Source organism: Paenisporosarcina sp. P5_A11, from assembly GCF_056400705.1.
In genome coordinates, this window is the sequence record NZ_JBFUKT010000345.1 from 1 (window position 1) to 1350 (window position 1350).

Below are 1350 nucleotides of genomic sequence, written 5' to 3' on the forward strand. Positions count from 1 at the left end.
GTTCTGAACTTTCACTTTCTGTCCTTGGTTGTACTTCTATTGGTTCTTCTTCGACAACAGGTTCAGCAGGTTTTTCATTTGTGCTTTCTGTATCTTCTGTTTCCGTTAAGTTTGTTTTTGTAATGACTTGAATCTTATAATCGCCATATTCATCAATGATGACTTCGTAAAGAATTTGTTCTTTTATTATTGAAGATTTTTTATCTTTTTGTTCTACTTTTGTTTCAATCGTCGTGGTCACCAGTGAACGTTTTTCTTCAATGGTAATGTCATCGATGTGGAATTTTTCAACTGTAAAGACATAGTTTTTGTCTTTTAAACTATTAATTGCTTCACGTTCTGTACTATATACTTGCGAGTCCGGTAGTAAGTAACCTTCTAAGTAACTAAAGTTCACTTCATTTTGCGCGTAGGTATACAACGACATGTATCCTTCGATGAAGATCGTCAATAGCTCTTCGTCGAAGTAGGCGTCTTCTAAATTCGGTTTAACTGGTTCTTTTACCGTTAACGGATTTGCTTCCCAATTTTTTAACATTTGATAAACGGAATAGACTGGGATGCTGTAGCCAATAGCTGGATTGTCCGTCAAAATGATTGAGTTAATGCCGATAACTTTTTCAGTTAACGCATCAATTAGTGGCCCGCCGCTACTCCCTGGAGCAATTCCTGCATCAATTTCGTATAAGTCTGTGTAAATAAAGTTTTCGTTAAAATCTCTTCCTGTTGCAGTAACGTTCCCTGTTGTAGCCGTATTTGATTTATTATTTGGACTACCTATTGCGATAACGCTTGTACCAACAGTTGATTGCATTAAATCCATCTCCATTGGTTGTTTTCCAGATATTTCATCAACTCTAATAAGTGCAACATCAACCGTATCAGAAATACCAATTACATTGCCAACGAATTCTTGTCCCGTGTTATTAACCACAGTTACCGTACTATTATCTTCGACAACATGTGCATTTGTCACAATGTCCCCTTTTTCGTTATAAAGGAAACCTGAGCCTTGTTGTGAATCTGTATACACTGTATAGACAGTCGGCAATAAAGAAGCTAAGATGGCCTCCTGATCACGTTCTTCTACACGTTCCTCTTCCACGACTGGCTGAGGTTTCGAAAGATCCTTTTCAGGCGGGGTTGATTTTGGAGTTTCGTCAGTTACAGTTCCTTCTGGGTTTTCTGGTGTTTCCGTTTCGATTTCATGATTAGCTGGAGGTTTAACCTCTTCCGTAGCTTCTTCCACTTTCGGAGGTTTTTCATTGGATTCTTCTACAGGTTCTGGTGCAAATTGTAGCCACAGCATAAAACCTGCGACTAACGCGATTGCAGGTAATAATATTATGG

The 1350-nt window shown here is 38.3% G+C and carries 1 protein-coding gene; it reads right to left on the reverse strand.

Annotation, left to right across the window (positions count from 1 at the left end; translation table 11 throughout):
* Nucleotides 1–1350, reverse strand: a 1350-nt coding sequence (locus AC1DOS_RS20120) for a S1C family serine protease (RefSeq protein ID WP_477538908.1), incomplete at both ends; no start/stop codon positions are given.